The 25,795-nt window shown below is 67.6% G+C and carries 24 protein-coding genes and 1 tRNA gene; 4 read left to right on the plus strand and 21 right to left on the minus strand.

Going from position 1 to position 25,795, the window contains the following annotated elements; translation table 11 throughout:
- Window positions 1-27: 27 nt before the first annotated feature.
- From pcaG to ACFE87_RS22120, 9 genes are all read right to left on the minus strand, one after another.
- Window positions 28-630 (minus strand): protocatechuate 3,4-dioxygenase subunit alpha, encoded by a 603-nt coding sequence (gene pcaG, locus ACFE87_RS22080; protein ID WP_375461820.1) that lies wholly within the window; start codon window positions 628-630, stop codon window positions 28-30.
- Window positions 620-1,330, minus strand: a complete 711-nt coding sequence (gene pcaH / locus ACFE87_RS22085; RefSeq protein ID WP_375461821.1) for a protocatechuate 3,4-dioxygenase subunit beta — start codon at window positions 1,328-1,330, stop codon at window positions 620-622. The genes pcaG and pcaH overlap by 11 nt, the downstream gene beginning before the upstream one ends.
- 91 nt (window positions 1,331-1,421) lie before the next feature.
- A tRNA-Phe gene (locus tag ACFE87_RS22090) sits at window positions 1,422-1,497 on the minus strand.
- 68 nt (window positions 1,498-1,565) lie between these two features.
- A complete protein-coding gene (locus ACFE87_RS22095; RefSeq protein WP_375461822.1) occupies window positions 1,566-1,760 on the minus strand; it encodes a DNA gyrase inhibitor YacG in 195 nt (64 codons plus the stop codon).
- A 3-nt stretch (window positions 1,761-1,763) separates the two neighbouring features.
- Window positions 1,764-2,417 carry a Maf family nucleotide pyrophosphatase gene (locus ACFE87_RS22100; RefSeq protein ID WP_375461823.1) on the minus strand — a complete coding sequence of 218 codons (654 nt, stop codon included), beginning with the start codon at window positions 2,415-2,417 and terminating at the stop codon, window positions 1,764-1,766.
- Window positions 2,418-2,685: 268 nt separating this feature from the next.
- Entirely contained in the window at window positions 2,686-3,543 is an 858-nt protein-coding gene (locus ACFE87_RS22105; RefSeq protein ID WP_375461824.1) for a CDP-alcohol phosphatidyltransferase family protein, read from the minus strand.
- A 48-nt stretch (window positions 3,544-3,591) separates the two neighbouring features.
- Window positions 3,592-4,293, minus strand: a complete 702-nt coding sequence (locus ACFE87_RS22110; RefSeq protein ID WP_375461825.1) for a phosphatidylserine decarboxylase — start codon at window positions 4,291-4,293, stop codon at window positions 3,592-3,594.
- Between the two features lie 69 nt (window positions 4,294-4,362).
- Window positions 4,363-6,264, minus strand: coding sequence for an ABCB family ABC transporter ATP-binding protein/permease (locus ACFE87_RS22115; protein WP_375461826.1), 1,902 nt, complete (start codon window positions 6,262-6,264; stop codon window positions 4,363-4,365).
- A gap of 131 nt (window positions 6,265-6,395) precedes the next feature.
- Window positions 6,396-7,619 (minus strand): LysM peptidoglycan-binding domain-containing protein, encoded by a 1,224-nt coding sequence (locus ACFE87_RS22120; RefSeq protein WP_375461827.1) that lies wholly within the window; start codon window positions 7,617-7,619, stop codon window positions 6,396-6,398.
- Window positions 7,620-8,147: 528 nt separating this feature from the next.
- On the opposite strand from ACFE87_RS22120, the gene ACFE87_RS22125 reads away from it, so the two are divergent.
- Both ACFE87_RS22125 and ACFE87_RS22130 read left to right on the plus strand, forming a co-directional pair.
- Window positions 8,148-8,804, plus strand: a complete 657-nt coding sequence (locus tag ACFE87_RS22125) for a TIGR00730 family Rossman fold protein (protein WP_375461828.1) — start codon at window positions 8,148-8,150, stop codon at window positions 8,802-8,804.
- Between the two features lie 108 nt (window positions 8,805-8,912).
- Window positions 8,913-9,344 (plus strand): hypothetical protein, encoded by a 432-nt coding sequence (locus tag ACFE87_RS22130; RefSeq protein WP_375461829.1) that lies wholly within the window; start codon window positions 8,913-8,915, stop codon window positions 9,342-9,344.
- Window positions 9,345-9,404: 60 nt separating this feature from the next.
- Here the strand turns inward: ACFE87_RS22130 and dnaE are convergent, their stop codons facing one another.
- Complete coding sequence (gene dnaE, locus ACFE87_RS22135) at window positions 9,405-12,902, minus strand: DNA polymerase III subunit alpha (protein ID WP_375461830.1); 3,498 nt, start codon at window positions 12,900-12,902, stop codon at window positions 9,405-9,407.
- 159 nt (window positions 12,903-13,061) lie between these two features.
- Here dnaE and ACFE87_RS22140 point away from each other — a divergent pair, with 159 nt between their 5' ends.
- Window positions 13,062-13,322 carry a type II toxin-antitoxin system Phd/YefM family antitoxin gene (locus ACFE87_RS22140; protein WP_375461842.1) on the plus strand — a complete coding sequence of 87 codons (261 nt, stop codon included), beginning with the start codon at window positions 13,062-13,064 and terminating at the stop codon, window positions 13,320-13,322.
- A gap of 1 nt (window position 13,323) precedes the next feature.
- Window positions 13,324-13,713, plus strand: a complete 390-nt coding sequence (locus ACFE87_RS22145; protein ID WP_375461831.1) for a type II toxin-antitoxin system VapC family toxin — start codon at window positions 13,324-13,326, stop codon at window positions 13,711-13,713.
- A gap of 41 nt (window positions 13,714-13,754) precedes the next feature.
- Here ACFE87_RS22145 and ACFE87_RS22150 read toward each other — a convergent pair whose 3' ends face one another.
- From ACFE87_RS22150 to nuoL, 11 genes are all read right to left on the minus strand, one after another.
- Window positions 13,755-14,459: an ABC transporter ATP-binding protein gene (locus ACFE87_RS22150; RefSeq protein WP_375461832.1), complete on the minus strand. Its 705-nt coding sequence runs from the start codon at window positions 14,457-14,459 to the stop codon at window positions 13,755-13,757.
- A 5-nt stretch (window positions 14,460-14,464) separates the two neighbouring features.
- Window positions 14,465-15,739 carry a lipoprotein-releasing ABC transporter permease subunit gene (locus ACFE87_RS22155; RefSeq protein WP_375461833.1) on the minus strand — a complete coding sequence of 425 codons (1,275 nt, stop codon included), beginning with the start codon at window positions 15,737-15,739 and terminating at the stop codon, window positions 14,465-14,467.
- A complete protein-coding gene (locus ACFE87_RS22160; RefSeq protein WP_375461834.1) occupies window positions 15,736-16,035 on the minus strand; it encodes a hypothetical protein in 300 nt (99 codons plus the stop codon). Before ACFE87_RS22160 ends, ACFE87_RS22155 begins: the two co-directional genes overlap by 4 nt.
- Window positions 16,036-16,046: 11 nt before the next feature.
- Window positions 16,047-17,369, minus strand: coding sequence for a proline--tRNA ligase (gene proS, locus ACFE87_RS22165; protein WP_375461835.1), 1,323 nt, complete (start codon window positions 17,367-17,369; stop codon window positions 16,047-16,049).
- Between the two features lie 359 nt (window positions 17,370-17,728).
- Window positions 17,729-18,061 carry a DUF1467 family protein gene (locus tag ACFE87_RS22170; protein ID WP_375461836.1) on the minus strand — a complete coding sequence of 111 codons (333 nt, stop codon included), beginning with the start codon at window positions 18,059-18,061 and terminating at the stop codon, window positions 17,729-17,731.
- A gap of 4 nt (window positions 18,062-18,065) precedes the next feature.
- Window positions 18,066-18,470, minus strand: coding sequence for a methylmalonyl-CoA epimerase (gene mce, locus ACFE87_RS22175; RefSeq protein WP_375461837.1), 405 nt, complete (start codon window positions 18,468-18,470; stop codon window positions 18,066-18,068).
- A gap of 86 nt (window positions 18,471-18,556) precedes the next feature.
- Window positions 18,557-20,170 (minus strand): ribonuclease J, encoded by a 1,614-nt coding sequence (locus tag ACFE87_RS22180; protein ID WP_375461843.1) that lies wholly within the window; start codon window positions 20,168-20,170, stop codon window positions 18,557-18,559.
- A 53-nt stretch (window positions 20,171-20,223) separates the two neighbouring features.
- Complete coding sequence (locus ACFE87_RS22185) at window positions 20,224-21,039, minus strand: biotin--[acetyl-CoA-carboxylase] ligase (RefSeq protein WP_375461838.1); 816 nt, start codon at window positions 21,037-21,039, stop codon at window positions 20,224-20,226.
- A gap of 2 nt (window positions 21,040-21,041) precedes the next feature.
- Entirely contained in the window at window positions 21,042-22,484 is a 1,443-nt protein-coding gene (gene nuoN / locus ACFE87_RS22190) for an NADH-quinone oxidoreductase subunit NuoN (protein WP_375461839.1), read from the minus strand.
- 10 nt (window positions 22,485-22,494) lie between these two features.
- A complete protein-coding gene (locus tag ACFE87_RS22195) occupies window positions 22,495-24,009 on the minus strand; it encodes an NADH-quinone oxidoreductase subunit M (protein ID WP_375461840.1) in 1,515 nt (504 codons plus the stop codon).
- On the minus strand, window positions 24,009-25,795 hold a 1,787-nt coding region (gene nuoL / locus ACFE87_RS22200), incomplete at its 5' end, for an NADH-quinone oxidoreductase subunit L (RefSeq protein WP_375461841.1). The genes ACFE87_RS22195 and nuoL, both read right to left, overlap by 1 nt.

Here is a 25,795-nt window from a genome sequence, read left to right on the forward strand (position 1 = left end):
CATGACCTGTCCCTTGTTGTGCGGTGTTCAGGCCTCGAAGAACACCGTCTCGCCTTCGCCCTGAAGGCGGATGTCGAAGCTGTAGACGATGTCCCCTCCCCGCTCTCGCCGCTTCGCGATCAGGGTGCCGCGCCGGGCCTCCGGCACGAGCGCCAGGACCGGATCGTCGGCATTCGCGGCCTCGCCCTCGAAATAGATCCGGGTGAACAGCCGCTTGAGGAGACCGCGCGCGAAGATGCTCACATTCGCATGCGGCGCTTGAGGCTTGCCGTCCCACGAAACCTCGCCCGGCCGCACGGTCATGAAGCCGTAGAAGCCGTTCGAATCGACCTCGGTTCGACCGAAACCGGTGAAGGCCGAATTCGACTGCCCGACCTCCTCGCCGGAGCCGGCGAAACGGCCCTGCCCGTCCGGCTGCCAGATCTCCAGCATCGCGTCGACGATCGGCTCGCCGTCGCCGTCGATCACATAGCCCTCGATGCGGATCCGGTCGCCGAAGGCATCCGGAGTGGCGAGGTCGTGGGTGACGATCTCCGGATAGCCGTAGGCCTTCGGCGTCAGCACATAGGCGAAGAAGGGCCCGACCGTCTGCGACGGAGTGAGCCCGCGCGGCGGAGCGTCAGTCGTCATGCGGCTCTTCCATCGGTGTCGCGTCGCGGCCGCGGAGCACGACATCGAACTGGTAGCCGAGCGCCCATTCCGGCTCCGTCGTCTCGAGATCGAAACGCGAGACGAGCCTCTCGCGCGCCGCCTCGTCCGGGATGGAGTTGAAGATCGGGTCGAAGGGAAAGAGAGGGTCCCCGGGAAAATACATCTGGGTCACGAGCCGGGTCAGGAAGGAGGGCCCGAAGAGCGACAGGTGGATATGGGCCGGGCGCCAGGCATTCGAATGGTTGCGCCAGGGATAGGCGCCAGGCTTCACGGTGGTGAAGCGGTAGCGGCCCTCCGCATCGGTGACGACGCGTCCGGCTCCGGAGAAGTTCGGATCGAGCGGCGCCGGGTGGCGGTCGGCGACGTGGATGTAGCGGCCAGCGGCATTGGCCTGCCAGATCTCGATCAGGGTATGCGGCACCGGCCGGCCCGCCTCGTCGAGCACGCGGCCGGCCACGATGATGCGTTCGCCGAGCGGCTCGGCCTCGTGCTGGCGCGTGAGATCGTCGTCTCCCGGCCGCAGCCGCGTGTGACCGAAGACCGGGCCGGTCAGCTCCGAGAGCGTGTGCGGGATGACGACCAGCGGCTGCGACGGCGCGCGCTTGCGGGTCGAGGCATAATCCGGATGGAGGTAGTCGGGATGCGAACGCAGCCCGTCCTGCGGGTAGAAGCCGGCCATGTCGGCCCTCACGATGTCACGGCCAAGAGACGGACAGGACCCTCCGGACCAGCGATGCCCAAGCGCGTCACACCGGAGAGGCGGGGGGCGATGGTGCCCAGGGGCGGAATCGAACCACCGACACTGCGATTTTCAGTCGCATGCTCTACCAACTGAGCTACCTGGGCACGCCGGCAGGGCCGAGCGAGCGGCGCTTATATCAGGCCCGGTCGTGCTGTCCAGGGATGCGGGCGCCCTAGCTACCCTCATCGTCCTCGTCTTCGTCGTCCGGCACCGGAATGGCGTAGGCGCCCGTCAGCCATCGACCGAGATCGACATCGGCGCAGCGCGCCGAACAGAAGGGCTTCACTCGCTCCAGGGTGCGCAGGCCGCAGACCGGGCAGGTGTCCGGCGCCGTCGTGCCAAGAGCTGAATCGGCTCGCGTTGCCACCCTTTATGCCTCCTCGGACCAGTTCATGCGGACGGGATATCCGGCGCCTTCAAGCAGCGTCGCGGTTTCATAGAGAGGGAGGCCGACCACGGCCGAATAGGAACCGACGAGCCCGGTGACGAAAGCCGCGGCGCGGCCCTGGATGGCGTAGCCGCCGGCCTTGCCCCGCCACTCGCCCGACCGAAGATAGGCATCGACCTCGGCCGCCGCGAGTCGCTTGAAGCGCACCCGGGTCTCGACCAGGCGCTCGCGCCGCATGCCGCCCGGCAGCGCAAGGCAAACCGCCGTGGTGACCCGGTGGGCCCGTCCCGACAGGAGAAGCAGGCAGCGCCGTGCCTCCGCCTCGTCCTCCGTCTTCGGCAAGATCCGGCGGCCGACGCCGACCACCGTGTCGGCGGCCAGAACCCAGTCGGTGTTCTCGGGGCTGCGAGCCAAGGCCGTATCGGCGGCGTCGGCCTTGGCACGTGCGACCCGTCGGGCATGGTCGCGCGGGATTTCCGCCCGCAGCGGCGTCTCGTCGATGTCGGTCGCGACGATGCGGTCCGGTTGGAGACCGATCTGGCGGAGGAGGTCGAGCCGGCGTGGGGATGCCGAGGCGAGCAACAGTTGCGGCCGGGTCAAGTCCGGCACCTGTAAGGATTCGCACCCGGTTTCCATGGATGCCGGGCTTCACGCTCGCGTGACGGGCGGAACACAACCGACGCCTCGAGTCTTGGAGAGGGCATGCGGACGGGATCGCGTGCCGAAGAGGTCACCCCTATGCCGGACCGGAGCATCGAGCGAACCGCACGCGCCACGTGGCGGAAGGTCTCCGACGTCGTCACCGGCATCGCGGAAGATTTCCTCGCTGCGCTCGGTCCGAACCGGCGTCCCATACCGGTTCCCGTTGCGGCACAGGGCGCGCGTCGCCGACGCGAAACCCGGCTCACGCGTCCCTGACGCCCGAGGCTTCGTCCGCGACCGGAACGTTCGGCGCCGGCGACATCGGAGTTGCGGCAGCCTCCCTTTTCAGCTGCCGATAGCGGCGAACGCTGAACGGAATGGTGCAGAGATACAGCATCGACACGATCGCCAGAGCCTCGAATGGGAAGCTCACGACGAGACCGAAGACGGCGACCGTCAGAACGAAGAGGGGCAACACCCGGTCGCGTGGCACGCGCTTTCCCCAGGTCTTGCCCGAGAAGGTCGGCACCGCCGAAACCATCATCAGCGCGATGGCGAGCACATAGGCGAGCGCGACCGGGGCGGCGGTCTGGACGGGGACGCCGAGGAAGTGGAGGTAGATCGGCAGGAGCACCGTGCCCGCCCCGGCCGGTGCCGGCATGCCAACGAAGAAATCCTTCTTCCATTCGGGCTTGTCGGGGTCGTCCAGAGCCGCATTGAACCGGGCCAGGCGAAGCGCGGCCGCGATGGCGAGGATCAGCGCCACCACCCACCCCAGCGCGCGCACGTCGTGAAGGATGAAGCTGTGCAGAACCAGCGCGGGCGCGACGCCGAAATTCAGGAAGTCCGCGAGCGAATCGAGTTCCGCCCCGAAGCGGGACGTCCCTTTCAGGAAGCGTGCGACCCGCCCGTCGATCCCGTCCAGCACCGCCGCGACGACGATCGCGTAGACGGCGGGCTCGAGCTTGCCTTCATAGGCCAGCCGGATCGCGGTCAGGCCTAGGCAGAGCGCGAGCAGCGTGATCAGGTTCGGCGCGATCACCCGGAACGGCACCGGCTTGAAGCGCCGGCGCCGGTTCTCCAGCGGATCGGGCGCGAACGGCTGGAAGATGTCGGTCATGCGGGGCGACCCTAGGCAGGCCGGAGGGCGGCCACAAGCGCCCTCCGCTCAGGCTTTGACGAACTGTCGAGGCGCGACGCTCGGGGCGAGATCGGCCAGGACGGTTTCGCCGGCGATGGCCTTCTGCCCGATCCCGACCAGGATCTGGGCATCGGGCGGCAGGTAGACGTCGACGCGGGAGCCGAAGCGGATCAGTCCGAAACGCTGCCCGGCAACCAGCGGATCGCCCGCCGTGACCCAGCCGACGATGCGGCGGGCGACGAGCCCGGCGATCTGGACGACCCCGATGGTGTGGCCGCCGCTCTCGATCACGAGGGCGTTCCGCTCGTTATCCTCGCTCGCCTTGTCGAGTTCGGCGTTCAGGAACAGGCCCGGCGTGTAGACGATGCGGGCGATGCGGCCGGCCACGGGCGAGCGGTTCACGTGGCAGTCGAAGACATTCATGAAGACCGACACCCGGACGAGCGGCGTCGGCGCGAGCCCGGTCTCAGGGGGCGGCAGGATCGTCGTGATCATGCTGACGCGGCCGTCGGCTGGGGACACGACGAGGCCGTCGCGGATCGGCGTCACGCGCGGCGGATCGCGGAAGAAGTAGCAGACCCAGAGCGCGACGAGGACGAAGATCCAGAAGAGCGGAACCCAGAGGAACGACAGCGCCATACCGATCCCGAGCGCGATCGCGATGAAGGGATAGCCTTCCGGCCGGATCGGGACGAACAGCCGCCGTACGGATTCGTAGATGTCGGTCATACGCTTTAATGGTCCTTGTCTTCGGGTCCGCGTCGTCCACAACCCGGTCGCAGGGCGCCGGGCTTGGCGTCAATGGGCCATCACGACCCGATGCGACGGCCTCTCCGCCGCCGCCGTCTGTTCCAGCGTCTCGCGCGCTTCGTCGGCGCGGCGCTGCCGGTCCCACATGGCGGCATAGACGCCGCTCTGGGAGAGCAGGCCGTCATGGGTCCCGCGCTCGACGATGAGGCCGGCATCGAGGACGATGATTTCGTCGGCGCCGATCACGGTCGAGAGCCGGTGGGCGATGACGATCGAGGTGCGGCCCCGGGAGACGCGATCCAGCGCATCCTGGATTTCCTTCTCCGTAAAACTGTCGAGGGCGGAGGTCGCCTCGTCGAGAAGAAGGATGGGCGGCGCCTTCAGGATCGTGCGGGCGATCGCGACGCGTTGCTTCTCGCCGCCCGAGAGCTTGAGGCCTCGTTCCCCGACCGGCGTGTCGTACCCCTCCGGCAGGAGTGCGATGAACCGGTCGATCTGGGCGAAGCGGGCGGCTTCGTCCACCTCCGCCTCGGTCGCGTCGGCACGGCCGTAGCGGATGTTGTAGCCGACCGTGTCGTTGAACAGCACCGTGTCCTGCGGGACCATGCCGAGGGACGCCCTCAGGCTCGCCTGCTGGACCTCTGAGATGTCCTGGCCGTCGATCGTGATCCGGCCGGCAGTCGGCTCGTAGAAGCGGAAGAGCAGCCGGGAGATCGTCGACTTCCCCGCCCCGGACGGGCCGACGATCGCGACCGTATGGCCGGCCGGTACGACGAAGCTGATCCCCTTCAGGATGGTGCGCTCGGGCAGGTAGCCGAAATGCACGTCCTCGAACCGGACCTCGCCATCCGTGACGACGAGCGGCGGGGCATCCGGCCGGTCGGCGATCTCGGGCTCGCGGCCCAGGATCCGGAACATGTCGTCGATGTCGATCAGGGCCTGTTTGATCTCGCGGTAGATCATCCCCATGAAGTTCAGCGGGATGTAGAGCTGGATCAGCATCGCGTTCACGAGGACGAAGCTGCCGACCGTGGCGCGGCCTGCCCCGACGTCGCGCACCGCCATCAGCATCACGATCGTCATGCCGATCGAGAAGATGATGGCCTGCCCCGCATTCAGCACGGCGAGCGAGGTGTAAGTCTGCGTCGAGGCGCGCTCGAACCGCGCCATCGAGCGGTCGTAGCGGGCCGCCTCCCGCCCCTCCGCGCCGAAATATTTCACGGTCTCGTAGTTCAGGAGGGAATCGACCGCCCGGACATTCGCGTCCGTGTCGGACTCGTTCATCTGCCGGCGGATGCCCATCCGCCACTCGGTCGCCCGGTAGGTGTAGGCGAGATAGACGGCCACCATGGCCGCGACCACGGCGGAATAGGTCCAGTCGAACTCGTAGCCGAGGATCACGAGGACGAGGACGAATTCCACGATCGTCGGGATCAGCTGCAGGATGAAGAGGCGCGACAATTCCTCGATGCCGGCCCGGCCGCGCTCGAGCACGCGGGTAAGACCGCCCGTCTTGCGCTCGAGGTGGAAGCGCAGCGTCAGCGCGTGCATGTGCTCGAAGGTGCGCTGCGCCAATCGCCGGACGGCATGCATGGCCACGCTCGCGAACAGCCCGTCGCGCACCTGGGTGAGAAGCGCCTGGAGCGTCCGGGCCAGGCCATAGGCGATCGTCAAAAGGACGGGCCCACCCCAAAGGGCCGCTGCCTCGACCGAAGCGGGCGACATGCGCCCGCCTGCGACGGCCACCAGCGCGTCCGTCGCCCATTTGAACGTGAAGGGCGTCGTCATCGTGACGGCCTTCGCCACGAGCAGCAGCCCGAAGGCGAGGTAGACCCGGCGTTGCAGGTCGGGTCGCCCCTCCGGCCAGAGAAAGGGCCAGAGCTTGAGAAGCGTGCCGACGAGGCCGGGGCCCGTCGCCGGCAGGGCGACAGGTGACGGTGGGGCGAGCATAGATCCTGTCCGGAATGTTCGCCTGATATAGCGGCTCGCCCATCGACTTGCACCTGCCGATCGGGTGCGGCGAGGAGCGGCCCGCTCGACGGAGGAAGAGGCTACCCTTGGCGGGCGTCAGGGCGGCCGGGCTACCGCGCGCCAGACGCCGTCCCGGATCCCGGGAGCACGAAGACCTGGCCCGGATAGATCAGGTTCGGATCGCGGATGCGGAGCGCGTTTGCACCGTAGATGACCGTGTACCGGACACCGTCGCCATAGGCGCGGCGCGAGATCTCCCACAAGCTGTCGCCCCGCGACACCACCGTCGTGTTCACCTGAGGCACGACGACCGGATTCGGCCTGCTGGACGCATCCCCTGGCGCGCCCGACGGGAGGGCCGGCGCCGGTCCGGCCGCGCCGGCGGTCGGCGCGGAGGCTCCCGGGTTGGCCGGGGTCTCGGCGGACCCGGCAGGAGGGACTGAACCGGGCATGGCTGCCGCAGGGGTGGCGGAGCCCTGTCCTGCCGGGCCCGCCGCGCGGCCGCCGGCCGCTGCCCCGCCCGGCCCGGCCGCTCCTGGCACTATTGCGCCCGCCCCGGTCCCGGCCGGCGGCGAACCTGCCGACGCAACCGCCGCCGGAGGAGCCGTGAACGCGACCTCCACGCGTGACGCCACCGCACCCGATGCAGGGTCGACCTCGTCCAGCCGGACCCGATACGCGCCGGGACGAATTCCGCGCTCGATCGAGAAGGCGACCCGGCCATCGGCTTCCGCCACGCCGGCTGCCACGAAGCTCTCGCTGAGATAGAGCCGGACGGTCGCCCCAGGCTTGGCTGTCCCGGACACGTAGAGCCGGCCAGATCCCTCCGACTCGACGCTCGCGATCTTGACGGTGGGCCGGGCGGGGCCGGCAGCTGCGGCGGCCTCAGCTGCGGGGGTCCCGGCCGGAGCCATCGCCATGCCGGGCGTGGCCATGCCTCCGGCGAAGCTTGGCGGAGCAGCTGCGACCGGCCTGGGCTGAGCCGCGGTGGACGGGCCGGAGCCCGGGGGGAAAGGGATCGCGGGCGAGGCACCGGCCATCCTGCCGGTCTCCTCGGGCCGGGACAGGACGACCACCGGCTCGCCGGGCTTGGTCACGGTCACGAGCGGCGCCTCCCGCCGGTTGTCCGCGATCACCACCGTCACGCTCTGCGTGGACTGGACTCGCGAGCCGTCGGCCGCCGGAGCCTCGAGGACGATCTCGTGCGAGCCCGGGGGAATAGGCGGCGGCACAAAGGCGAAGAGACCAACCGGGTCCGCGACGGTTTTGGCGAAGGGCCGGCCGTCGACCAGGAGGACGATTCCGGCTCCGGGGGCGGCACGACCGGCGATCACGCTCTCCCCGGACGGTTCCACCCTGACGACGTCGAAGCTCGGGACGGCGGATCGATCCGAAGAAGCCTCCGGCTGGCCGCTCCGTCCGGGCGAAGCGGGCGCCGGCCCGGAGGGTGCGGCCGGCGGGTCTCCAGGCCTCGGGGAGGCCGGTGACGGGACGGCGGGCAGGACGGAGGGCGCTGCTCCGGAAGCGGCACCGGCGGCTGGCGGCGGTGGCGGCGAGACCGGAGCGGACGGGCGCTCGCCCTGACGGGAGGGATCCTGGCCGGAAGGTGTGTCGAACCGAACGGGCGGAGCGCCCGGAACCGCAGGCGCCCCGGCCGGGGCCGGCACAAGGGCGGGATAGGGTCGCAGGTAGCGGTAACCGAACCAGCCGAGGGTTGCGGCAAAGAGGATGACCGCCAAAATGGGGATGGTGAAGCTGGCCCGAGCCGAATTCATGCAGCTTCTACTCGAATGCGAACATGCTGTTTAACCAGCGCCCTCCGCGATTTACGCGGAATGCCTCCGGACAACAAGGATCGCCACATGCGTGAGATTATCCCGGGGGACGCCCTCCTGCGTCCGCGCGGGCTCGAGGACGACTCCCGGACGCTCTCCAGCATCTGTGTCTATTGCGGATCGAGCCCCGGAAACACGCCGGTTTTCGCCGAGGTCGCCCGGGATCTCGGCCGCCGCATGGGACAGAGCGGCATCGACCTCGTCTATGGTGGCGGCGACGTCGGCCTCATGGGCATTGTCGCCCGGTCGGTGCTCGCCCATGGCGGCCACGTGACCGGCATCATCCCGGACTTCCTGAAGCGGCGGGAGCACATGCTGGACGAGGCCCAGGAACTCGTCGTCGTGCCCGACATGCACACCCGCAAGCAGCTGATGTTCGAACGTGCCGACGCCTTCGTCGCCTTGCCGGGCGGGATCGGTACGCTCGAGGAACTCGTGGAGCAGATGACCTGGTCGCAACTGGGCCGCCACGCGAAACCGATCCTGCTGCTCGACGTGAACGGGTTCTGGAAGCCGCTTCTCGTCCTCATCGCGCATATGCGCCAGCACGGCTTCATCCGCCCCGGCCTCGAACTGAGCTACCTCGTCGCGGAACGCACCGAGGACGTGATCCCGATGATCTCCGACGCCTTGCGGCGAGGGCTTCGCAGCCCCAATCCCGATTTTCCGGTCGAGGTTTTCTGAGCCCACGTTGTGGCCGGAGGGCCTTGAAGCTAGACAGCGCAGGCGGAATTTGGCGACGCCCGCCGGAATGCGGCGTTGCCGGACGCGATGAGGAAGACGGGGGACAACATGTCGATACGGACGATGGCGGGCGCGGGATGCGCGCTCCTGATGGTCACGTTCGCGGGCGAGGCTTCGGCCCAGCGCTCGCTCTTCGGCGAGCCCACAGCCGAGCCGCCTCCGGCGGCTGCAGCACCCGCGGCTGCCCCGACCGAACGCAAGGCACGCCCGAAGCCAAGGCCGCGCGGACCGGTCCCGGCCCGTTCGCTGTCGGTGCAGAATGACAGCCAGAACGCGCTCATCTCGCTCGAGGTGAGCGGCGAGGGCAAATCGGCCCGCCTCGCGAAGCCCTTGAAGCCGAAGGGAAAGACGACGCTGCGGCTGCCCGCCCTGAAGAGCTGCACCGTGAGTGTCGCGGCCGGGTTCGAGAATTCCGGCGAGGCTCAGGCGAGCGACCTCGACATCTGCAAGGAAAAGGTCGTCCGCTTCACGGACAGCTGAGGGACCGAGCGAAGTTCGACTGGCGAGGCCAGACGGCGGCGAGCCCGGCCGAGACGGCCGTCAGCTCATCTGCACGTCGATCACGCCGGGAACCGCCCTCAGCGCCCCGGCGATCTGGGCCGAAGCCGGATAGCGGCCGGGGAGCTTGACCTCGACCTCCCGGGCTCCATCGTCCAGGAGGAGGACCAGCGACACCTCGCCCTCTCCGCCCCGCACCAACTCGCGCGGGGCGCGAAGCCGCTCCTGCACGCTGACCAGGGGCCGGGCGTCGCGGAGGAAGACGCGCATGTCGTTCCGGTGCTTGCCGAGCGCCTCCTCCAGCGGCTCCGCTGTCTGGATCCGGGCCTTGACCTCGTCGCCTTCGACGCTGGCCTGGAGCACGAGCAGGACGTCGCGGCCCGGCTCGAGCAGGTCGCGATAAGTCGCGAGCCCTTCCGAGAAGACGATCGCCTCGTAATGCCCGGTTTGATCGGACAAGTTGACGATGCCCATCTTCGACCCCGTCCGGGTCCGGCGCTCCTGCCGGTCGAGCACGCTCGCCGCGACGCGACCAACAGCGCCGCCCTGCAGGCGCGCCGTGCGGCAGAACTCGACCCAGCTCTGCACCCGGAGCTTCCGCAGAAGCTCGCCATATTCGTCGAGCGGGTGGCCGGACAGGAAGAACCCGACCGCCTCGTATTCCCGCCGCAGCCGGTCGGCCGCCGGCCAGGGCTGGTAGGGTGGGATGCGGAGTTCGACGGCGGCGTCGCCGAGGCCGCCGAACATGTCGAGCGCGCCTCCGGCCTCGACCTCGAGCGAGCGCTGCGCGAGCGCCAGCATGCCGTCGATCCCGGCGGTGGCGCGGGCACGGTCGGGCTCGATCTCGTCCAGCGCGCCGGCGGCGATCAGGCTCTCGATCGTGCGCTTGTTGAGGAGCCGAGGGCTGATCCGCTGGGCGAGATCGGTGAGGTTCGTGAAGCGCCGGGCGCCTCGCGCCGCAACCAATGCTTCGACCGCGGATCGACCAACACCTTTGATGGCCGCGAGGGCATAGCGGATCGCCCCCTGCCCCGACATGTCGGGCTCGACCTCGAAGACGATCCCCGACCGGTTGATGGAAGGAGGCTCGACCGGGATCCCGACCCTCTGCGCCTCGCGCCGGAATTCGCCGAGCTTGTCGGTGTTGTCGAGGTCCATCGACATCGAGGCCGCCAGGAATTCGACCGGGTGGTTCGCCTTGAGATAGGCCGTATGGTACGAAATCAGCGCATAGGCCGCCGCGTGGCTCTTGTTGAAGCCGTAATCGGCGAATTTCGCGAGCAGGTCGAAGATCGTGTTCGCGTCCGCCTCGGCGATCTCCCGCTCCATGCAGCCCTGCACGAAGATCGCGCGCTGGTCGTCCATCTCCTTCTTGATCTTCTTGCCCATGGCGCGGCGGAGAAGGTCGGCCTGGCCGAGCGAATAACCGGCGAGGAGCTTCGCCACCTCCATCACCTGCTCCTGGTAGACGATGATGCCGAAGGTCTCGCGCAGGATCGGCGCGAGCTTCGGATGCGGGTACCAGCTCGATTCCGGGTCCGGGTCCTTGCCGAGCTTGCGGGCGCAATAGACCGGGATGTTGGCCATCGGGCCCGGCCGGTAAAGCGCGACGAGCGCGATCAGATCCTCGAACCGGTCGGCCTCCATCTCGCAGAGGGCTTTCCGCATCCCGCCCGATTCCACCTGGAACACGCCGACCGTCTCGCCGCGGCCCAGCATCTCGAAGGTCTTGGCGTCATCGAGCGGCAGGGCTTCGAGATTGATCTCGCCCCCCTTCGCGCGGACGAGCTCGACCGCGCGCTTCAGCACGGTCAGCGTCTTCAGCCCGAGGAAGTCGAATTTCACGAGTCCCGCCGGCTCGACCCATTTCATGTTGAACTGGGTGACCCGCATCCCGGTCTTCGGGTCGCGGTAGAGCGGCACGAGCTCCTGCAGCGGCCGGTCGCCGATGACGACGCCGGCCGCGTGGGTCGAGGCGTGGCGATGGAGGCCTTCGAGCTTCTTCGCGATCTCGAGCAGGCGCCCGACGACCGGCTCGTCGGCGGCCGCGGCCTGGAGCTTCGGCTCGCCCTCGATCGCCTGCTGCAGGGTGACCGGGTTCGCCGGGTTCTGCGGCACGAGCTTCGTCAGCTTGTCGACCTGCCCGTAGGGCATTTCGAGCACGCGGCCGACGTCGCGCAGCACGCCGCGGGCGAGCAGCGTCCCGAAGGTGATGATCTGCCCGACCTGCTCCTCGCCGTATCGCTCCTGGACGTAGCGGATGACGCGCTCGCGGCCGTCGACGCAGAAGTCGATGTCGAAATCGGGCATCGAGATGCGCTCGGGATTGAGGAAGCGCTCGAACAAGAGCCCGAAGCGGAGCGGATCGAGATCGGTGATGGTCAGCGCATAGGCGACGAGCGAGCCCGCGCCCGAGCCGCGGCCCGGCCCGACCGGGATGTCGTGGTCCTTCGCCCATTTGATGAAATCGGCGACGATCAGGAAATAGCCCGGGAACTTCATCCGGGTGATGACGCCGATCTCGAAGGCCAGGCGCTCGCGATAGGTTTCGACGTCGAGCCCGGGCGCCGGGCCGTGGGCGGCGAGCCGGGCCTCGAGCCCCTCCTCGGCCTGGCGCTGGAGTTCGGCCGCCTCGTCGATCGCGCCGCCGGTCCGTCCCGTGCCGAAGCTCGGCAGGATGGGCTTGCGGGTCCTGACCCGAAACGCGCAGCGCATCGCGATCTCGACCGAGGCGCCGAGCGCATCCGGCAGGTCGCTGAAGAGCTTGACCATCTCGGCACGGGTCTTGAAGCGATGCTCGGGCGAGACACGGCGGCGATCGTCGTCCGAAACGAGCCGGCCCTCCGCGATGGCGAGGAGCGCGTCATGCGACTCGAAATCGTCGCCGCGAGCGTAAAAGGGCTCGTTCGTCGCGACGATCGGCAGGCCGCGCCTGTCGGCGAGGGCGACGAGCTCCGCCTCGATCGCCCGACCCCCGTCCGTTCCGTGGCGCTGCACCTCGACATAGAGGCGGTCGCCAAACGCGGCTTCGAGAAGGGCGAGCCGGCGCTCGGCCAGTTCCCCACGGCCGCCGTCGCGGAAGGCGGCGTCGAGCGGGCCCGACCGGCCGCCGGTGAGCGCGATCACGCCGAGGGCATGATCCTGGAGGATTGCCGCCTCGATCCGGGGCGCCTCCCCGAGGGGCACATCGAAATAGGCGCGGCTCGCGAGCCGCATCAGGTTGACGTAGCCTTCCTCGCTCGCCGCAAGGAGGACGATGTCGGACCAGCGCGGCGCCATGATCCGGGCGTTCGGCTCGAGCTTCTCGAAGGCGACCGAGAGCTGGATCCCGGCGATCGGCTGGATGCCCTTGCCGGCGAGTTTTTCGGAAAACTCGAGCGCCCCGAAGAGGTTATTGGTGTCGGTGAGCGCCAGCGCCGGCTGCTTGTCGGCCTTGGCGAGATCGGCCAGATCCGAAATCTTCATCGCCCCTTCGAGAAGCGAGTACGAGGAATGTACGTGCAGATGCACGAAGCCGACGTCTTGCAGGATGCGGCTCATGGATGACGACGGCCCGGACCGATTCAGGATCCGCCCAGCTTCCGCCCTCGACCCGGCGCTGTCCACCGAACGGCGCCCTCCGCCTGTGCATGTGGAACCCGACGGGCCATGCTGCGGCGTTATCTTGACTGCGTGGCCACCGGTGGCCATCCTTCAATCATGGCACAGGTTTCCATCAAGGATGCCAAGGCGCATCTCACGGCTCTTGCCCGGCGGGTCGAGGCCGGTGAGTCGGTGACGATTACTCGGAACGGCAAGCCGATCCTCGATCTCGTGCCGCACAAGCCGAAAGGCGGAATCGATTACGAGGCCGGCCAGCGCTGGCTCGACGAGCACGGGATCAAGGATCCGGTCCCGTACATCGCTCCGGACTTCGACGATCCGCTGCCCGAGGATTTTTTGCTTCGTCCCTTGCCCTGAGATGGAGCTGCTGCTCGACTCGCACATCGTCCTGGCGATGGCTCAAAAGACGCTGACTTCGACCCAACCCCGGATCGCCGCAGGTCTTTCTCAGGATGAGGGTGCGCGCTACGTGAGCGCGGCAAGCCTCTGGGAGATCGCTATCAAGGTGCGGCTTGGAAAGCTCGATCTCGGCATGAGCCTGGACGCGTTCGTGTCGTACGTCGTCTCGTTGGGGGTCGCCGTCCTGACTGTCGATGCTCGGCATGCGATTGCATCGGTAGAGCCAGAGCCGCCCACCAAGGACCCGTTCGACCGCATGCTCCTGGCCCAATGCGCGGTCGAGGGCTTGCAACTCGTGACCGTGGACCGGGCGCTGACGGGCCATCCGCTGGCCTGGCGCCCGGCCTGACGCGGGACCGGGCTGCCGCCGACGTTCCGAGGTTCGATGTGTCAGTCGAGCTCAACCACCATGCCGCCCTCGAGCGTCAGACGCCGGTCCATCCGGCCGGCGAGGTCGAGATTGTGCGTCGCGATCAGGGCGGCGAGGCCCGAGGCTCGGACGAGCGAGATCAGGGTCGAGAAGACGTGGCCGGCGGTCTTCGGATCGAGATTGCCGGTCGGCTCGTCGGCCAGCAGCAGCCGCGGGGCGTTCGCGACCGCGCGGGCGATCGCGACGCGCTGCTGCTCGCCGCCCGAGAGTTCGCCCGGACGATGGGCCAGGCGCTGGCCGAGACCGAGGAAGGTCAGGAGTTCGCCCGCGCGCCGCATCGCCTCGCCGCGAGCGAGGCCCTTGATCATCTGCGGCATGACGACGTTCTCGGCGGCCGAGAATTCCGGCAGGAGGTAGTGGAACTGGTAGACGAAGCCGATCTCTTCGCGCCGCATCCGGGTCCGGCCGGCATCGTTCATCGACGAGGTCGGCCGGCCACCGAGGAAGACCTCGCCGCCGTCCGGGCGCTCGAGGAGGCCGGCCACGTGCAGGAGCGTCGACTTGCCCGTGCCGGACGGCGCCACGAGCGCGACCATCTCGCCCGGATAGATCGCGAGGTCGGTCCCGCGCAGGATTTCGAGATGTCCGTCGCCCTGCCGGTAGCGGCGCTCCACCGCGGCGAGCCGCAAGGCCGGCTCGGCCGACCCTTCTTTGTCCCCTTCCATGCGGGCTAGCCGTAGCGCAGGGCTTGGACGGGATCGAGCCGCGCCGCCTTCCAGGACGGATACAGCGTCGCGAGGAGCGAGAGCACCATCGCGAGTGTGACGACCGTGGCGACCTCCGAACCGTTCACCTCGGCCGGGAGGCGGGACAGGAAGTAGAGCTCCGCCGGGAAGAGGTTCGCGCCGGTGATCCGAGCCAAAAGTTGCCGGATCGATTCGACGTTCAGCGAGAAGGCGAGGCCGAGGGCGAAGCCGGCGAGCGTGCCGACGACCCCGATGGAGGCCCCTGTGACGAGGAAGATCCGCATGATCGCCCCGCGCGTCGCCCCCATGGTGCGAAGGATCGCGATGTCGGACGATTTGTCCTTCACCAGCATGATCAGGCCGGAGACGATGTTCAGGGCGGCGACCAGCACGATCAGCGTCAGGATCAGGAACATGACGTTCCGCTCGACCTCCAGCGCCGAGAAGAAGGTTCGATTGCGCTGGCGCCAGTCGCTCATCACGATCGGGCGCTCGGCCGCCTGTTCCAGCGCCGAGCGGGCATCGTCGACCTTGTCGGCGTCGTCGAGGAAGATCTCGATGACGGTGACGTCGCCGTCCTTGTTGAAGAAGGACTGGGCTTCCGCCATCGGCATGTAGACGAAGGTCGCGTCGAACTCGGACATCCCGATCTCAAAGATGGCCGTGATCGGGTAGCTCTTGATCCGAGGGGTCATGCCGAACGGCGTCTGCGCCCCCCGCGGCGAGATCAGCGTGATCGTATCGCCCGCCTGGAGGCCGAGGCCCTCGGCCACGCGACGGCCGACTGCGACTCCGCCCGACTTCTCGAATCCCTCGATCGTGCCCTGTTTCAGATTGTCGGCGATGGCCGAGATACGGCCGATATCCTCGCCCCGCACGCCCCTGACCAGCACGCCGGAACCGCCGTTCTGCGACGAGGCGAAGGCCTGGCCCTCGACGAGCGGGATCGCGCGCCGGATGCCATAGACCTTGGACAGCCGATCCGCGACCTCGGCGTAATCGGTCAGCGGCCGCTCGATCGCGGAAACGAAGATGTGGCCGTTGATGCCGACGATCTTGTCGAGGAGCTCGCGCCGGAACCCGTTCATCACCGACAGCACGATGATGAGGGTCGCGACCCCGAGCATGATGCCGAGGAAGGAGAACAGCGCGATGACCGAGACGAAACCTTCGCGCCGGCGGGTGCGGAGATACCGGCCGGCCAGCATCCACTCGAAGGGAGCGAACGGCATCGTCGATCGGTTCACGGAGACCGTCATGAGGATCGACCGCTTTCCCTCGCCCTCAACATGATCAGTCCGGCGATCAGGCTCAACGTCGCGACCGTGACAAGCAGAACAAGAATCGCCAGGTGGATCTGATCCTCGAAACGGAGCGCCTCGGCAAAGACATGCCCGTTGTCGTCCGTCACCTTCGCCAGCAATTCCTCCCTGAAGCCGTTCATGACGGAGTGCACGATCAGGATCGTCACGACGGCCAGCACGACCCCTACGACAGAGAACCCGGCGACCAGCCGTTCGTAGACGCTGAAAGGAGGCGTCGAGAGAGGCTGCATCGCTCTCTCCGTCAGGAACATAGCCGCACGACGACGTCCGACAGCGCCACGCTTTCCCGCTCCCCTGTCGCTCGCCGCTTCAGCTCCACCTTGCCTTCGGCCAGGCTCTTCGGCCCGACCACCACCTGCCAGGGTATGCCGATGAGGTCGGCGGTCGCGAACTTTCCGCCCGGGCGCTCGTCACGGTCGTCATAGAGGACCGAGAGCCCAGCCGCGCCGAACTCCCGTTCGATTTGCTCGCAGGCGGCATCGGTCGCCGCGTCGCCGGTCCGGAGATTGAGGAGCGCGACGTCGTAGGGCGCGACCGAATCCGGCCAGACGATGCCGGCCTCGTCATGCGACGCCTCGACGATCGCGGCGACGAGCCGGCTCGGGCCGATGCCGTAGGATCCCATATGCAGGTCGTGCATCTCGCCCCCGGGGCCAGCCACCCGGGCGCCCATCGGTGCGGAGTATTTTGTGCCGAAGTAGAAAATATGGCCGACTTCGATCCCCCGGGCGGAGACGCGATCGGTCTCGGCCACGGCCTCGAAGGTAGGCGCGTCATGCATCTCGGACGTTGCGGCGTAGAGCGACGTCCAGCGGTCGACAAGCGCCTGCAGCGCGGCCGGGTCGCCGAAATCGACATCGGCCGGCGGCGTGTCGAAGGCGAGGTAGTCGCGGTGGCAGAAGACTTCGCTCTCGCCGGTCGCCGCCAGGATGATGAATTCGTGGCTGAGGTCGCCACCGATCGGCCCGGTATCTGCCCGCATCGGGATCGCCTTCAGGCCCAACCGGGCGAAGGTGCGAAGATAGGCCACGAACATACGATTGTAGGCGGTACGGGCGCCGGCCTCGTCGAGGTCGAAGGAATAGGCGTCCTTCATCAGGAATTCGCGCCCTCGCATCACGCCGAAGCGCGGCCTCACCTCGTCCCGAAACTTCCACTGGATGTGGTAGAGGTTGAGCGGCAGGTCGCGATACGATTTCACGTGGGCGCGGACGATGTCCGTCACCATCTCCTCGTTCGTGGGCCCGAACAGCATCTCGCGCTCGTGCCGGTCGGTGATGCGCAGCATCTCCTTGCCATAGGCCTCGTAGCGGCCGCTCTCGCGCCAGAGATCGGCGGACTGGATCGTCGGCATCAGGATCTCGACGGCCCCGGACCGATCCTGCTCCTCGCGCACGATCTGTTCGATTCGCCGCAGCACCCGGAGACCGAGAGGTAGCCACGAGTAGATCCCGGCCGCCTGCTGGCGGATCATGCCGGCGCGCAGCATCAGCTTGTGTGAGACGATCTCCGCTTCGCGCGGCGCCTCGCGCAGGATCGGGATGAATGTCCGGGTAAGGCGCATGTTTCTGTCAGAAGAGGATTCGGGCGTGCCGCGCGGCTCTCGACCGCTATTCGCGCGACATGGCTATCGGGCCATTCGCCTCGAAAAGGCAAGCCAAGCCGGCCTCTGCCCATGGAGAGGAACGATCTCGGGCGCCGAATCTATCGACAATAGTCTGAGGCCGCGAAAAAAGCGTGACAGGGAGAACGCTCTACCATAGACGGTTTCCAGAGCGCAGCCAAAGCGAGACATGCGCCGGGTCCAGGTCTCGGGAGGGACTTACAGCCTCAGTCCGCAACTGCGGCGGCACCTAATGCCGAGGCATTCATTGATCTGCCGAAAGGCGAAACAGCAAGGCTTTGGCCTTGCTTTTTTGTTGGCTAGAGGCCTGCGAGCGGCAGGAAAGCGGCCAAGCCCACGAAGACGAGGGCCGAGACGAGCGAGGTCCAGATGGCCCGCTCCCGTAGGGCCGGCGACGCGGGCGCGCCCGGCTCAGTCCCTTCCGTGATCTCTCCCATATCGGCCTGGGTCTGCATCCCCACCGGCAGGATCGCGAAGAGCAGAATCCACCAGGTGACGAAATAGAGGCCGATCGCGCCCACGACCGACAGGTCGAAGGCAAGACCCCCGAGGATCGCGGCGACGCCGATCAGCGCGACGGCGCCGAACGTTGTCCAGAGCGAACGGGAGAGCAGTCCGACGACGGAGGTCACGGTCTCATGCCTGTTCGAGCTCGACGAGCGTACCGAGGAAGTCCTTCGGGTGAAGGAAGAGGACCGGCTTGCCATGGGCGCCGGTCCGGGGCTCGGCCGAGCCGAGCACACGCGCACCCTCGGAGACGAGGCGGTCGCGCGCCGCCCGGATGTCGTCGACCTCGTAGCAGAGGTGGTGGATCCCGCCGCCCGGGCTCCGTTCGAGGAAGGCCCGGATCGGGGAATCCGCGCCCAGCGGCTCGAGGAACTCGATCTTGGTGTTCGGAAGCTCGACGAAGACGACCGTGACGCCATGCTCCGGCTGCGGCAGCGGCTCGGTTACCCGGGCGCCCAAGATGTCGCGATAGATGCGCGACGCCGCCGCAAGATCGGGGACCGCAATGGCGACGTGGTTCAGACGGCCGATCATGTCGTCAACGCTCTCTCATGCACGACCGCCTCAGTCGCAGGGCTCTGCGACCTCCATCCTACGAGCGAAGGATGCCTACCTCGCCATCATACCTCGAGCACCATGACATGGCAGGCGGGCTTCTTGCCCCAGACCCTCCGGAGCGCGCCCTTGATGCCCTTCGAGACCGCCTGTTCGACCGCCTCCGAATCGCGGCGCTTCCCCCTGGGCAGCGTGCGCAGGACCTCGTCGATCGCATCGTCGATGATGTCCGCGATCGACTCGCCCTTCCGGGTCAGGCTCGGCAGGCCCATCTGCTCGACCGCCGGATCACCGACGAATTCGCCCTTGGAATCGATCGCGATGGCGACCGAGACGATGCCGGCAAAGGCGAGCTTTTGACGCTCCGGGATGCCGCGATCGTTAGCCGGGACGACGATGTCACCATCCCGGTAGAGGCGGCCCGCCTTCAGGTGGTCGACGATCTCGGCCCGGCCCGGCGCGAGGCGCACGAGCGTGCCGTTGCGGGCGCGAACCACCTCGGGAACACCCTGGGCACGAGCGAAGGTCGCATGTTCGGCGAGATGCAAATCCTCGCCATGGGCCGGGATCGCGATACGGGGCCGTGTCCATTCATACATCCGCTGCATCTCGCCTCGGCGAGGGTGGCCGGAGACGTGAACGAGATCGTGCCGGTCGGTGACGACGTCGATCCCGCGCCGAACGAGCGTGTTGATGATCGTGTTCACGGAATTCTCGTTGCCCGGGATGGTGCGCGACGAGAAGATCACCCTATCCCCGGCCGAGAGCGCGATGTCGGGATGCTGGTCGTCCGCGATCCGGGCGAGCGCCGCGCGCGGCTCTCCCTGCGAGCCGGTGAGGAGCGCGACGACCTTGTCGCGCTGGAGATAGCCATAGGCCTGGGGCGGGCTGAATTCCGGCAGGCCGCGCAGATAGTCGAGCTCGGTCGCGACCGAGATGACGCGGTCCATGGCGCGTCCGACGACGACGACCTCGCGGCCGCAGGCCTTGGCGGCTTCCCCGACGGCCCGGATCCGGGCGACGTTCGAGGCAAAGGTCGTCACGGCGACCCGATTCGGGGATTCGGCGATGATGCGGGCCAGCGTCGCCGCGACCTCGCTCTCGCTCGGGCTCACGCCGTCGCGCACGACGTTCGTGGAATCGCAGACGAGCGCCAGGATGCCCTCGTCGCCGAGTGCCCGGAATGTCTCCTCGGAGGTGACGCCGCCGAGATAGGGCGAGGGATCGATCTTCCAGTCGCCCGTATGGACGACGAGGCCGAGGGAGGTGCGGATCGCGAGCGCGTTCGATTCAGGGATCGAATGCGAAACCGGCACGTAATCGATCTCGAACGGGCCGAGCTTGAAGCGGCGGCCCGGCGTCACCTCGTGCATGACGATCTTCGGAGCGCCCGGCTCGGAGAGCTTTCGGGCCTCGATCAGGGCAGCGGCGAAGGGCGTGGCATAGACCGGGGCGCGAAGCTTCGGCCACGATTCCACCAGCGCTCCGATATGGTCTTCATGCGCGTGCGTGATCAGGATGCCGAGAAGGTCGTCCTTGCGCTTCTCGATGAAAGACAGGTCCGGGTACATCAGATCGACGCCCGGCATATGCTCCTCGCCGGCAAACCCCATCCCGCAATCGACAAGGATCCACTTTCGCCGCCGCTCCGGCCCGAAGCCGTAAAGCGCGGCGTTCATGCCGATTTCGCCGAGCCCGCCCAAAGGCAGGAAAACCCATTCGTCCTGGTCGCTCAAACGCGTGCCTCCGGCGTCGCGCTTGCGGCCGCCCCAAAATGTACTTCGCCAGCGCTGACGCGATGGATCGCGCCGTCCGGCGACCGCAGGACGAGTTGGCCCTGCCCGTCGATCGTCTCGAAAGTGCCGCGTCTCGCGTCACCGCCCGTCCGCACCGCAACGGCGCCGCCGAGCCCGGCTGCCCGCGCGAGCCAGGCTTCGCGGATCTCCGCAAAGCCTCGGCCGCCATCCCAGACGCCCTCGACCTCGAGCCACGATGCACTCAGGGCGGTGAACAGCCGCTCGGCATCCGTCGCGCAGCCCAGCGCGTGCAGCGAGGTCGCCGGATAGGGAAGCCCCTCCGGCGCGGCCGCGACGTTGACGCCGATCCCGAGTACCACGGCGCGGCGCCCGCCGCCGAGCTCCTCGGTCCCGAGCAGGATGCCGGCGAGCTTGGCGCCGTCCACCAGGACGTCGTTCGGCCATTTCAACCGAAACGGCGTGCGTGCTTTGAAGGATGCCATGTCCTCGCGGGCGCAAGCGTCCAGCGCCTTCGCGAGAGCCACGCCTGCGGCGAAGCCGAGTGTGGCTAGCGTCGCGGGTGACAGGTCCGTCGTGAGGAGAAGGCTCGCAGCGAGATTGCCCCGCGGCGTATGCCAGGCGCTCCCGCGACGCCCCTGCCCCGCACTCTGATGCTCGGCCACGACCCACAAGGGGCCAGGGTCGCCGTCTCTCGCCCGGCCGACCGCTTCCTGGCTCGTCGAGCCGATCGTGCGGAATGCGGCGAGCCGGTAGCCCGCCGCCTGTGCCCGGTCCGAGAGGGCGAACGCCATCCTCAGTTGAAAAGCGACTCGGCCGCGCTCTTGGCCGAGGCAACGAGGGGAGCCGGGATGATCCAGAACAAGGCCACGACGACGCTGCAGGCGATCAGCACCGCCTGAGGCCCGTCGGGGAGGCGCTCGAACTTCGCCCGCGGCTCGTCGAAATACATGATCTTGACGACGCGAATGTAGTAGAAAGCGCCTACGACGCTCGTCACCACGCCGATCACGGCCAGCGTGAAAAGGCCCGCCTGGATCGCGGCCGAGAAGACGTAGAACTTGGCGAAGAAGCCGGCGAGCGGCGGGATGCCGGCGAGCGAGAACAGCATTATGGCGAGGCAGAAGGACCGCCAGGGATGCGTCTGCGCCGCGCCCGACAGGTCCTCGATCGTCTCGACATAGGTGTCGCCGCGCCGCATGCCGAGGATCACCGCGAAGCAGCCGAGCGTCATCGCGAGATAGATCGCCATGTAGACGATGATGCCCTGGATGCCCTCGGGCGTGCCCGCCGCGAGCCCGATCAGCGCGTAGCCGACATTGCCGATGGACGAATAGGCCATCAGCCGCTTGATGTTCGTCTGCCCGATCGCCGCGAAGGAGCCGATCACCATCGACAGGATCGAGATGAAGATGATGATCTGCTGCCAGCTCTCGACGATCGACGGGAAGCCGCCGATGAAGACCCGGACCGCGAGCGCGATGGCGGCGACCTTCTGGGCCGTCGCCAGGAAGGCCGTCACGGGCGTCGGTGCGCCCTCGTAGACGTCCGGCGTCCACATGTGGAAGGGCGCCGCCGCGAGCTTGAAGGCGATGCCGGCGGCCAGGAAGACGAGGCCGAGAATGAGCCCGATCGGGGTCTGGCCCTGCATCGAGGCGGCGATCCCAGGGAGCGAGACCGTGCCGGTGAAGCCGTAGACGAGGGACGCACCGTAGAGCAGCATCCCGGACGAGAGCGCACCCAGGACGAAATATTTCAGCCCGGCTTCCGACGAGCGGACATTGTCGCGGTGGATGGCCGCGATCACGTAGGCCGCGAGGCTCTGCAGCTCGAGCCCGAGATAGAGCGCGATCAGGTCGTTCGCCGAGATCATCATCAGCGAACCCGTCGTCGAGAGCAGGATGAGGATCGGGTATTCGAACTTGGCGAAGCGCTGGCGCTCCATGAAGTCCGACGAGAGGGCGATCGTGGCGGCCGCGCCGAGCAGCACCAGCGCCTTCATGTAGCGGGCGAACTCGTCGGAGATGAAGGAGCCGCCGAAGGTCGTGATGCGGGTGCGAGGCGTGATCCCGACGGCTGCCAGCGCGAGCAGCAGCACGATGAAGGCGCCGGTGCCGACCATCACGGTCGAGCGCTCGCCGCGGAACGCCCCGACGAGCGTGAGCGTGAGCGCGCCCAGCGCCAGAATGATCTCGGGCAAGGCCGGCCAGTAGCCGGACGCCATGAAGGACATGTTCATCGATGCACCGTCAACGAAGGCCGGATGCAGCCGCGGTCTTCACGGTCGCCATGGCGGATTCGACGCTTTTCAGAAGCGTCTCGGTCGGGGGCGCGAAGGTGTCGAGGATCGAGCCGGGCGCGACGCCGTAATAGATGACGAGGAGCACGAGCGGCGCGAGCGTCAGGATCTCGCGCCGGTTGAGGTCGGCGATGTCCCGCAGCGACGGCTTCTCGAGCTTGCCGTAGACGACGCGGGCATAGAGCCAAAGCGCATAGGCGGCCGAGAGGATAACGCCGAAAGCGGAGAAGAAGCCGACCCAGGGGTTCGACCGGAAGGCGCCCATCATGGTCAGGAACTCGCCGACGAAGCCCGACGTCCCGGGCAACCCGACATTCGCCATGGTGAAGATGAGGAGCGCGACGGCGTAGAGCGGCATCCGGTTCACGAGGCCGCCATAGGCCGCGATCTCGCGGGTATGCATGCGGTCGTAGACGACGCCGACGCAGAGGAAGAGCGCGGCGGCCACGATGCCGTGGGAGATCATCAGGAACAGGGCACCCTGGATGCCCTGCTCGTTGAGGGTGAAGAGGCCGAGGGTCACGAAGCCCATATGGGCGACCGACGAATAGGCGATCAACTTCTTGATGTCGGTCTGCATCAGGGCGATCAGCGACGTGAAGATGATCGCGACGACCGAGAGGGCGAAGACCAGCGGCGCGAAATATTGCGACGCATCCGGGAACATCGGCAGCGACACCCGGATGAAGCCGTAGCCGCCCATCTTGAGGAGGATGCCGGCCAGGATCACCGAGCCCGCGGTCGGTGCCTCGACATGCGCGTCCGGCAGCCAGGTATGGACCGGCCACATCGGCATCTTCACCGCGAGCGAGGCGAAGAAGGCGAGCCACAGCCAGGTCTGCATGGAGGCCGGGAAGCGGTGGGCGAGCAGCGCCTGGATGTCGGTCGTGCCGGCATGCCAGTACATCGCGATGATCGCGAGCAGCATCAGCACCGAGCCGAGCAGCGTGTAGAGAAAGAACTTGAATGACGCGTAGATCCGCCGCTTGCCACCCCAGATCCCGATGATCAGGAACATCGGGATCAGGCCGGCCTCGAAGAACAGGTAGAAGAGGACGAGGTCGCCGGCCGCGAAGACGCCGATCATCGTCGCCTCGAGAACGAGGAAACAGACGTAATAGGCCTTCACCCGCCTATCGATGACATCCCACGAGGCCAGGATGCAGAACGGCATCAGGAAGGTGGTGAGAAGGATGAACGGCATCGCGAAGCCGTCCACGGTGAGCTTGAAGCGAATGGCCTGGGCGAGCCAGACATGGCTCTCGGTGAGCTGAAACGCCGCCGAGGACGGGTCGAAGCGGGACCAGGCCCAGAGTGACAGGAGGAAGGTCACGACGGTCGTCGCGAGCGCGGCCGAGCGCGCGTTCGAGCGTACGTCCCGGTCCTCGCCCCCGAGGGTCAGGATGAAGGCCGCGCCGACGAGCGGCACGATGATGAGGCCCGCCAGGATGCCGAGGGAGAACATCAGCGCGCTCCCCCGCCGACCACGAGATACCAGGAGATGATCGCCGCGACCCCGATCAGCATCACGAAGGCGTAGTGGTAGAGATAGCCCGTCTGCAGCCGGACGACGCCGCGCGTCACGTCGAACACGCGGGCGGACACGCCGTCCGGCCCGAGCCCGTCGATCACCGTGCCGTCCCCGCGCTTCCAGAGGAACCGGCCGAGCCGTTTCGCGCCGCGCACGAAGACGACATCGTAGATCTCGTCGAAATACCACTTGTTGAGCAGGAACCGGTACAGGATCGGCTGCTGGGCCGCGAGCCGTCCGGCCGAGCCGGGCCGCCGGATATACATCCAGAAGGCGAGCACGAAGCCGAGCGTCAGCATCAGGAAGGGCGACCAGGCCACCCAGAACGGAACGTGGTGCATCTCCTCGAAGATCTTGTACTGGCCGTGCGCGAGCGAGTCCTTCCAGAAGCTCTCGGCGTCATGGCCGATGAATCGGCCGCTGAAGGCGATTCCGGCAAGCAGCGCGCCGGCTGCCAGCATCCCGAGCGGGACCAGCATCACGAGCGGGCTCTCGTGCGGCTCGACCGCATGATGGCCGTGAGCATGCTCGAGGTCCGAATGCGAGACCGGCTCGACGTCGTGTCCCTGGTTGTCGTGCGCGACGCCCTCGTGGTGACCCGGTGCGCCGTCCGCTCCATGGGCGGCGCCGTGCGTCCCGTGCGCGGACGCCTGCGCTGCACCGTCCCAGCGCGCCGGGCCCTCGAAGGTCATGAAAAAGAGGCGCCAGGAATAGAACGAGGTCATGAAGGCGGCGACCACGGTCGCGATGAAGGCGATCGCGTGGCCCGGCCGATCCGACATGAAGGCCGCCTCGATGATGGCGTCCTTGGAATAATAGCCGGCCGTGAATGGGAAGCCGATCAGGGCGAGCGTGCCGATCGTCATCATGGCGGCCGTGAACGGGATGCGGCGGCGGAGCGCGCCCATATTCCGCATGTCCTGCTCGTGATGCATCGCGTGGATCACCGAGCCGGCGCCGAGGAACAGGAGCGCCTTGAAGAAGGCATGGGTGAAGAGGTGGAACATGCCCGCCCCATAGGCCCCGACGCCCATCGCCACGAACATGTAGCCGAGCTGCGAGCAGGTCGAATAGGCGATGACGCGCTTGATGTCGTTCTGCACGAGGCCGACGGTCGCGGCGAAGAAGGCCGTGATGGCCCCGATGATGGTGACGACGACGAGCGCGTTCGGGGCGGCGTCGAACAGGGGCGAGAGCCGCGCCACCATGAACACGCCGGCCGTCACCATGGTGGCGGCGTGGATCAGCGCAGAGACCGGGGTTGGGCCCTCCATCGCATCCGGCAGCCAAGTATGGAGCAGGAACTGCGCCGACTTGCCCATCGCGCCCATGAAGAGGAGGAGGCAGGCAAGCGTCAGCGCGTTCCACTGATAGCCGAGGAACAGGAAGGTCGCGTCCTTCAGCTCCCCGACGCGCGGGAAGATCTCGTCATAAACCGTCGAGCCGAACAGGACGAAGACGAGGAAAATGCCGAGCGCGAAGCCGAAATCCCCGACCCGGTTGACGATGAAGGCCTTCATGGCCGCCGCATTCGCCGAGGGCTTCTCGTACCAGAAGCCGATCAGCAGGTAGCTCGCGAGGCCGACGCCCTCCCAGCCGAAGAACATCTGGACGAGGTTGTCGGCCGTCACCAGCATCAGCATCGCGAAGGTGAACAGCGACAGATAGGCGAAGAACCGCGGCCGGTGCGGATCCTCGTGCATGTAGCCGATCGAGTAGG

This window comes from uncultured Enterovirga sp. (genome assembly GCF_964242715.1).
In the GTDB taxonomy this organism is placed as follows: Bacteria; Pseudomonadota; Alphaproteobacteria; order Rhizobiales; family Beijerinckiaceae; genus Enterovirga.

What these genes read in the sequence shown, in the direction of transcription:
- ACFE87_RS22155 (WP_375461833.1), bottom strand. Translation starts at nt 15,739, where the DNA reads ATGACGGTCTCCGTGAACCGATCGACGATGCCGTTCGCTCCCTTCGAG.
- ACFE87_RS22185 (WP_375461838.1), bottom strand. Translation starts at nt 21,039, where the DNA reads ATGGCGTTCGCCCTCTCGGACCGGGCACAGGCGGCGGGCTACCGGCTC.
- nuoN (WP_375461839.1), bottom strand. Translation starts at nt 22,484, where the DNA reads ATGAACATGTCCTTCATGGCGTCCGGCTACTGGCCGGCCTTGCCCGAG.
- ACFE87_RS22150 (WP_375461832.1), bottom strand. Translation starts at nt 14,459, where the DNA reads ATGGAAGGGGACAAAGAAGGGTCGGCCGAGCCGGCCTTGCGGCTCGCC.
- ACFE87_RS22105 (WP_375461824.1), bottom strand. Translation starts at nt 3,543, where the DNA reads ATGACCGACATCTTCCAGCCGTTCGCGCCCGATCCGCTGGAGAACCGG.
- ACFE87_RS22180 (WP_375461843.1), bottom strand. Translation starts at nt 20,170, where the DNA reads ATGAACGCCGCGCTTTACGGCTTCGGGCCGGAGCGGCGGCGAAAGTGG.
- mce (WP_375461837.1), bottom strand. Translation starts at nt 18,470, where the DNA reads ATGATCGGCCGTCTGAACCACGTCGCCATTGCGGTCCCCGATCTTGCG.
- dnaE (WP_375461830.1), bottom strand. Translation starts at nt 12,902, where the DNA reads ATGAGCCGCATCCTGCAAGACGTCGGCTTCGTGCATCTGCACGTACAT.
- ACFE87_RS22130 (WP_375461829.1), top strand. Translation starts at nt 8,913, where the DNA reads ATGTCGATACGGACGATGGCGGGCGCGGGATGCGCGCTCCTGATGGTC.
- ACFE87_RS22125 (WP_375461828.1), top strand. Translation starts at nt 8,148, where the DNA reads ATGCGTGAGATTATCCCGGGGGACGCCCTCCTGCGTCCGCGCGGGCTC.
- proS (WP_375461835.1), bottom strand. Translation starts at nt 17,369, where the DNA reads ATGCGCCTTACCCGGACATTCATCCCGATCCTGCGCGAGGCGCCGCGC.
- ACFE87_RS22160 (WP_375461834.1), bottom strand. Translation starts at nt 16,035, where the DNA reads ATGCAGCCTCTCTCGACGCCTCCTTTCAGCGTCTACGAACGGCTGGTC.
- ACFE87_RS22195 (WP_375461840.1), bottom strand. Translation starts at nt 24,009, where the DNA reads ATGTTCTCCCTCGGCATCCTGGCGGGCCTCATCATCGTGCCGCTCGTC.
- ACFE87_RS22110 (WP_375461825.1), bottom strand. Translation starts at nt 4,293, where the DNA reads ATGACCGACATCTACGAATCCGTACGGCGGCTGTTCGTCCCGATCCGG.
- ACFE87_RS22115 (WP_375461826.1), bottom strand. Translation starts at nt 6,264, where the DNA reads ATGCTCGCCCCACCGTCACCTGTCGCCCTGCCGGCGACGGGCCCCGGC.
- pcaG (WP_375461820.1), bottom strand. Translation starts at nt 630, where the DNA reads ATGACGACTGACGCTCCGCCGCGCGGGCTCACTCCGTCGCAGACGGTC.
- pcaH (WP_375461821.1), bottom strand. Translation starts at nt 1,330, where the DNA reads ATGGCCGGCTTCTACCCGCAGGACGGGCTGCGTTCGCATCCCGACTAC.
- ACFE87_RS22100 (WP_375461823.1), bottom strand. Translation starts at nt 2,417, where the DNA reads ATGGAAACCGGGTGCGAATCCTTACAGGTGCCGGACTTGACCCGGCCG.
- ACFE87_RS22145 (WP_375461831.1), top strand. Translation starts at nt 13,324, where the DNA reads ATGGAGCTGCTGCTCGACTCGCACATCGTCCTGGCGATGGCTCAAAAG.
- ACFE87_RS22140 (WP_375461842.1), top strand. Translation starts at nt 13,062, where the DNA reads ATGGCACAGGTTTCCATCAAGGATGCCAAGGCGCATCTCACGGCTCTT.